We start from the raw sequence: 6,208 nt of genomic DNA on the forward strand, positions 1-6,208 counted from the left end.
TGGACCAATACTGTTGGTCTGGACCACCCGACTGTCAAGAGTCCTAACAGATAACGGAGTTGGACCACTCACCCCACGGGACCGGACATTTCCGGCACCCGGACAGCACGTGTCACCGCCGCGCCCGCGCGGACGCGGCGGTGACCTGTCAGTACCCCGCTCGGACGGTCAGCGCCGCCAACTGGCGATCGCCAGCGCGGGAACGAACCGCGCGGCGTCCAGCGTGCCGACACCGGTCGCCATGTCGTACCCCTTCACCGCGGTGTAACCGGTGACGCCGTCGTAGGAGTTGTTCGTCCCGTCCTTGACGTCCACGATCCCGGTGAGCCTGCTGTCGCCCCGGTAGAGCGCGTACAGCGCCTGGTGGATGTCGCCCACCCGGTGCCCGGCGAGCTGGTCGGCCAGCGCGACGATGCCGGAGAACAGCGGGCTGGACTCGCTGGTGCCGCCGTACACGTCCCATCCGACGGCCGTCGGGTCGAAGGAGGAGTACACCCACGCGCCGCCGTCCACGGCCGCGGTCATCGAGATGTCCGGGGTGCCGCGCCGGGCGCCGACGACGTTCTTGACCACGTCCTGGTACGAGGGCCTGGTGAAGACGTGCGACTGGCCGCCGCCGCCCGCGCCGTAGTCGTTGTAGACGCTGTCGGGCGCGGTGCGGTCGCCCGCGTCGTCCAGGTGGAGCTGCGTGCCGCCGATCGAGGTGACCAGCGGGTCGGACGAGGGCCAGGAGTTCACCGGGTACGGGTAGTCGGTGGCGCCGTCCGCCATCGAGTCGGTGGCGCCGCCGTCGCCGGAGGACGACAGCACCGTCACGCCGTGCGCGGCGGCTGCCTTGAAGGCGTACCGCAGCTTCTGGATGCTGGAGAAGTCGCCCCGGTCGAAGCCGGGGAAGGTGTTCTCGGTGGCGCCGAAGCTCTGCGTGATCACGTCGCCGACGCCGTGCTCGATCATCGACTTCTCGGCGTCCATCATCTCGGGCAGCCCCTCGACGCCCTCGGTCTCCGCGACGCCGGTCTCCACCAGCACGATGTGCGCGTCGGGCGCGACGGCGTGCGCCATCTCCACGTCCAGCGTGCTCTCGCTCGCCCAGCCGGTGTGGTCCGGATTCGTCGGGTCGAACGGCGGCACGTCACCCCACTTGACGACCTGTACGTGCGAGCTGGCGATGCCGAACTGCCGGCTGTACACGTCGAGGTCGTGCTGGATCGTCGGCGACCCGAACGAGTCCACGATCACGATCGTCCGCCCCTTGCCGGTGATACCGGCGCGGTAGAGCGGCTTGAGGTCGTACGCCTGGCGGTACTGCTGCGGGGTGTAGCAGTTGATGCCCCACTTCGCCTGGCACTGCGCGCTGCTGAGCGGGCTGCTCACCCCGCTCACCAGCCGGTGTCCCGTGACCGCGGGCACGGCCTTCACCACCGGTGCGGTACGCGCCGGGGCGGCGGTGGCGGACCCGGCGACGGGAGCGGCTGTCAAAGCGGCGGCGGCGAGGGCGGTGACCCCTGCCGCCGCGACCGCGGCGCGGGGCCGCGGACGGAATCTGCGCATGGACTCTCCTTGTGTGGAGTGCGACCGCACGAGACGGATGCCGCGATCACACCCACAGATCATGCCCAGGACAAGAGACTTCGCCGTTTGCTGCCGACCGCTTTACTCCGGATGGCCGCCCCTTGGTTGTTTCATGGGCATGCCATGACGAGGCGTCATGGTGCGGCGGCGTGCGGCGGCGTCGCGGGTCCCGTCATGCGGCGGCGTCACGGCACGGCACGGCATACGCCACGACGCGACACGGCCGACGGCGGGTCAGGACACGATGTCCTTGGTGCGGAAGCCGCGGAAGGCCAGCGCCGTCAGCACGATCGCGTACGAGACCGACACCGAGGTGCCCTGGAGCATGCCGGACCACTCCATCGTCGGCTGGAGCGCGTCCGCCCAGGAGAACTGCCAGTGCGCGGGCAGCACGTCGCGCCACCGCCCCAGCGCGGTCACGGCGTCCAGCACATTGCCGACGATGGTGAGGCCGACCGCGCCGCCGACCGCGCCCAGCGGCGCGTCGGTGACCGTGGAGAGCCAGAAGGCGAGCGCGGCCGTGACGAGTTGGCTCACGAAGATGTAGATCACGGCGACCGCCAGTCGCGGCAGCGCCTCACCGGACGCCAGCGCCCCGCCGGTCGGCAGTTCCAGGTCCCCCCAGCCGTACGCGACGGTCCCCGCCACCAGCGCGACCGCGGGCAGCAGGACGAGCGCGACCGCGCTGAAGCCCAGCGCCACGGTGAGCTTCACGGCCAACAGCCTGGTCCGCGGCACGGGCGCGGCCAGCAGATAGCGCAGCGAGGACCAGCCCGCCTCCGAGGCCACGGTGTCGCCGCAGAAGAGCGCGACCGGCACGACGAGCACGAAGCCCGCGGAGACGAACAGGCAGGTCGCGCAGAAGTTGGCGCCCGAGGCGGTGGCGGTGTCGATCAGCGTCGGGCCGTTCCTGCCCTCGCCGCTCGGGGTGCCGCCGATCGCGAAGGCGGCGATCAGGATGAACGGCAGCGCGGCGAGCAGCGCGGCCACGATCATCGTGCGGCGCCTGCGCAACTGCCGCCTGGCCTCGACGCGCAGCCGCAGCGTACGGCCGGGGCGGTAGCCGGGCGCGGTGGCGCGGGCCGGTGACCCGTCCGGTGCGGGCGCGGGGGCGGGCATGGCGGGTGCGGCGCTCACGAGGAGCCTCCGATCAGGGTCAGGAAGGCGTCCTCCAGGCGGCGGTGCGGCCCGACCTGGGCCACGGGCACGTCGAGACGGACGAGTTCGGCCACGAATTGCGCCGGGGTCAGGCCGTCGAGCACCGCGAGCAGACCGTCCTCCTCGCGGACCGCGGTGGCGACCCCGGGCAGTGCGGCGACCTTCTCGACCGCGCTCTGCGGCAGTTCGCCGTCGATCCCGACCAGCACGGTGTCCGCCGAGCCGATGATGTCGGCGACGGGACCGGCCGTGACCAGCCGCCCGCGGTCCATGACCACCAGATGCGTACAGGTCTGCTCGACCTCGGCCAGCAGGTGGCTGGAGACGATCACGGTCCGGCCCACCTGCGCGTAGCGGATCAGCACCTCGCGCATCTCGCGGATCTGCGGCGGGTCGAGTCCGTTGGTCGGCTCGTCGAGGATCAGCAGGTCCGGCAGGCCGAGCATGGCCTGCGCGATGGCCAGTCGCTGCCGCATGCCCTGCGAGTAGGTGCGCACGGCCCGTTCCAGCGCGTCGCCGAGGCCCGCGATCTCCAGGGCCTCCGCCAGGTGGGCGTCCTGCGCCGGGCGGCCGGTGGCCTGCCAGTACAGGTCGAGGTTGGCGCGGCCGGACAGATGCGGCAGGAATCCGGCGCCCTCCACGAAGGCGCCGAGCCGGGACAGCACGGGCGCGCCGGGCCGTACCGCCTCGCCGAACACCCGGATCTCGCCCTCGTCGGGACGGATCAGGCCCATCAGCATCCGCAAGGTGGTGGTCTTGCCCGCGCCGTTCGGCCCGAGCAGGCCGAGCACCTGGCCGGGTTCGACGCGGAAGGACAGGTCGCGTACGGCGTACTGGTCGACGGACTTCGCGTACCGCTTGCTGAGGCCGGTGATCTGCAACGGGACCGCGGCGAGCGCCGGGTCGGCCGGGCGCGGGCGGACCCGGCGGCGGCCGGTGAGCAGCAGGACGGCGGCCACGGCCAGCGCGATCAGCGGCAGCGCCCAGGCCCACCACGCGACCGAGGTGGCGTCGGCGCGGAGCCCGGTGTCGGTGGGCAGGGTGAGTGTCGGCGACGCGAGCGAGACGGTCAGGGCCGCGGGCGCGGCCGGGGAGGCGTAGCCGAGGTCGGTGGTGGACAGCACCACGCGCAGTCGGTGCCCGGCCGCGAAGTCGTGGTCGACGGCGGGCAGTCGGACCGTGACGGTGGTGCCCTGCCCGGACCCGACGACGCGTACGGGGGCGGCGAGCGAGGCGGGCAGGGTCTCCTTGCCGCCGGGCGTGACGTCGTAGAGCTTCGCGAAGAGCACGGCGTCCGGCGCGTCGGTGGCGACCTTCACCCGCACCGACGGCGCTCCGGTGAGCTGGGCGCCGTCGCGCAGCGGCGCGGACTCGAACACCGCGATCTGGCCGGGGAAGTCCAGGGAGATGCCGGCGCCGACCGAGGAGAGCTGGGTGAGCGCGCCGAGGCCGGGGACGGCGGAGATCGCGGGCGGGGCGCCGCCCGCCGGGTTGGTGATCCGCTGGGCGGAGCCGGCGAGCGCGATCTTCCGGCTGCCCGATCCGTCGAGGCCGGGGTAGCTGTCGCCGCTCGCGCCGCGCAGGGTGACGCTGCCGTCGGTGGAGTTGAGGCCGCCGGTGCGGGTGACCCGGAAGGCGGGTCCCGTGCTCGTGGACGTCTCGCCCTTGAGGTAGTGGTCGAACCAGGCGGTGACCCGCTGGTCGATCCTGCCGTTCTCGGTGTTGCCGCCGTCGTGTCCGCCCGCGATCCAGTCGACGGTCACGGGTGCGCCGTTGGCCTTGATCGCCTTGGCCATCGCGTCGGACTGGGCGAGCGTGAACAGCGAGTCGGTCTGGCCCTGCACGATCAGCGCGGGGACCTTGATACGGGAGCCGACCGCGGACGGGCTGAGCGCGTCGAGTCGCGCGCGGGCGGCGGCGTCGGGCTTTCCCGCCTGGGCCACGCGTTGGTAGAGCGCGCAGACGGACGGTTCGAACCGGCCGCAGAGGGGGTCGGCGGTCGTCGGCGCTCCGGCGGGCGTGCCCGTGCCTGTGCCCGCGCCTGTGCCCGCGCCCGCGCCTGTGTCCGGGGTCCGGTCGCCGCCCGCTGCCGCGTCCAGCGGGGTGGAGCCGCTGGAGAAGAAGATGCCGGCCCACAGCTTCTTGTAGACGTCGTTCGGGAAGAGCGCGTCGCTCAGATTCCAGTACGTCATGCGCGGCGCGATGGCGTCGATGCGCTGGTCGTAACCGGCGGCGAGCAGGGAGATCGCGCCGCCGTACGAGACGCCGGAGATGCCGACCCGCGGGTCGCCCGGCGCGTCGAGCCGCACCTCGGGGCGGTCCGCGAGCCAGTCGACGAGCTTGCCGACGTCGGCGACCTCGCCGTCCGGCGCGTTGAGCCCGATGCGTCCGGTGGAGTGCCCGAAGCCGCGCGCGGACCAGGTCAGTACGGCGTAGCCGTGCCGGGCGAGCGCTTCGGCCTGGCCGCGCACGTCGTCCTTGCTGCCGCCGAAGCCGTGCCCGAGCAGTACGGCGGGCCGCCTGCCGGGACCGCCCGAGGTGAAGTACGAGGTGTCCAGGCGTACACCCCCGGCGCCGTCGAGCATCGCATCGCTGCGGTGCACCGAGCCCCCGTCACCGGACGCGGTCGCCGTACCGACCGCGACGCCGCCCGCCACCAGCACCACGAGCGCCCCCGCGGCGGCGAACCACCTCTTGCGTCGCGGCCATCGAAGATCCATCCCTCGATCCTAGGCGGCTCGGGCCGCGGACCGGGCGTGGGCGGAGGGTTCTCCGGGTATTCCCATACTCCGCGCCTGTCAGGTGTCTTGACTTCTCCGGAGGCGCGTGCCATCCATGCGGTGCCCACGCGTCCGTCCGGGCGCGGGCAGGAGGGGCCGCATGCTCTCGCTCGGCGATATCTCCGACCGGCTGGAAATCCAGGATCTGTTGATCGAATACAGCCACGCGGTGGACACCGGCCAATGGCCGCTGCTGGACGCGGTCTTCACCAAGGACGCGGTCCTCGACTACACGGCGACGGGCGGACCGCGCGGAACTCTGCCGGAGATCAAGGAATTTCTCGCGGCCGTCATGCCGCGTTTTCCCGGATATCAGCATTTGCTCGGGAATTGCGCGATCCGGCTCGACGGGGACCGCGCGACGGGCCGCACCATGTGCCTCAACCCGCTCGTGCTGCCCGAGGGCGGCAAGGCCGCGGAGCGCGGTGTGCTGCTGTGCGGCTTCTGGTACGTGGACGGTTTCGCGCGGGACGGCGGCGGTTGGCGGATCGCCTCGCGGCGGCAGGAGACGTCGTACATGTACCGGGCGCCGGGCTCCGCGCAGGCGTGAGCGACCGGCCGCCTTCGGCACGTACCCGGTTCGCGGGGTGTCCGTGAACCGCCGCGGCGCGGTGGGCGGCGGCGTCTCGGGCGTGGTGGGCGGCGGTGTGGTCGGCGGCTTCTCGCACGGCTCGGACGTCTTGTACTCGTCCCTGCCG

General features: G+C 72.6%; 4 protein-coding genes. 1 reads left to right on the forward strand and 3 read right to left on the reverse strand.

What is annotated here, in order from left to right; genetic code table 11:
- Positions 1-168 precede the first annotated feature (168 nt).
- From ACIO6U_RS26050 to ACIO6U_RS26060, 3 genes are all read right to left on the reverse strand, one after another.
- Positions 169-1,551, reverse strand: a complete 1,383-nt coding sequence (locus ACIO6U_RS26050) for a S8 family serine peptidase (protein ID WP_401722730.1) — start codon at positions 1,549-1,551, stop codon at positions 169-171.
- A 255-nt stretch (positions 1,552-1,806) separates the two neighbouring features.
- Positions 1,807-2,691, reverse strand: coding sequence for an ABC transporter permease (locus ACIO6U_RS26055; RefSeq protein WP_188282197.1), 885 nt, complete (start codon positions 2,689-2,691; stop codon positions 1,807-1,809).
- A gap of 14 nt (positions 2,692-2,705) precedes the next feature.
- The gene (locus ACIO6U_RS26060; RefSeq protein ID WP_401722733.1) at positions 2,706-5,450 is read right to left on the reverse strand and encodes an alpha/beta fold hydrolase; all 2,745 of its coding nucleotides are present in this window, start codon (positions 5,448-5,450) and stop codon (positions 2,706-2,708) included.
- A gap of 160 nt (positions 5,451-5,610) precedes the next feature.
- Here ACIO6U_RS26060 and ACIO6U_RS26065 point away from each other — a divergent pair, with 160 nt between their 5' ends.
- Complete coding sequence (locus ACIO6U_RS26065) at positions 5,611-6,060, forward strand: nuclear transport factor 2 family protein (RefSeq protein WP_355347799.1); 450 nt, start codon at positions 5,611-5,613, stop codon at positions 6,058-6,060.
- Positions 6,061-6,208 lie beyond the last annotated feature (148 nt).

Source organism: Streptomyces sp. NPDC087422 (assembly GCF_044744145.1).
Lineage (GTDB): Bacteria > Actinomycetota > Actinomycetes > Streptomycetales > Streptomycetaceae > Actinacidiphila.

Excerpts from the sequence above, each read along its gene's own strand:
- ACIO6U_RS26050 (WP_401722730.1), bottom strand. The coding sequence starts at position 1,551 with ATGCGCAGATTCCGTCCGCGGCCCCGCGCCGCGGTCGCGGCGGCAGGG.
- ACIO6U_RS26055 (WP_188282197.1), bottom strand. The coding sequence starts at position 2,691 with ATGCCCGCCCCCGCGCCCGCACCGGACGGGTCACCGGCCCGCGCCACC.
- ACIO6U_RS26060 (WP_401722733.1), bottom strand. The coding sequence starts at position 5,450 with ATGGATCTTCGATGGCCGCGACGCAAGAGGTGGTTCGCCGCCGCGGGG.
- ACIO6U_RS26065 (WP_355347799.1), top strand. The coding sequence starts at position 5,611 with ATGCTCTCGCTCGGCGATATCTCCGACCGGCTGGAAATCCAGGATCTG.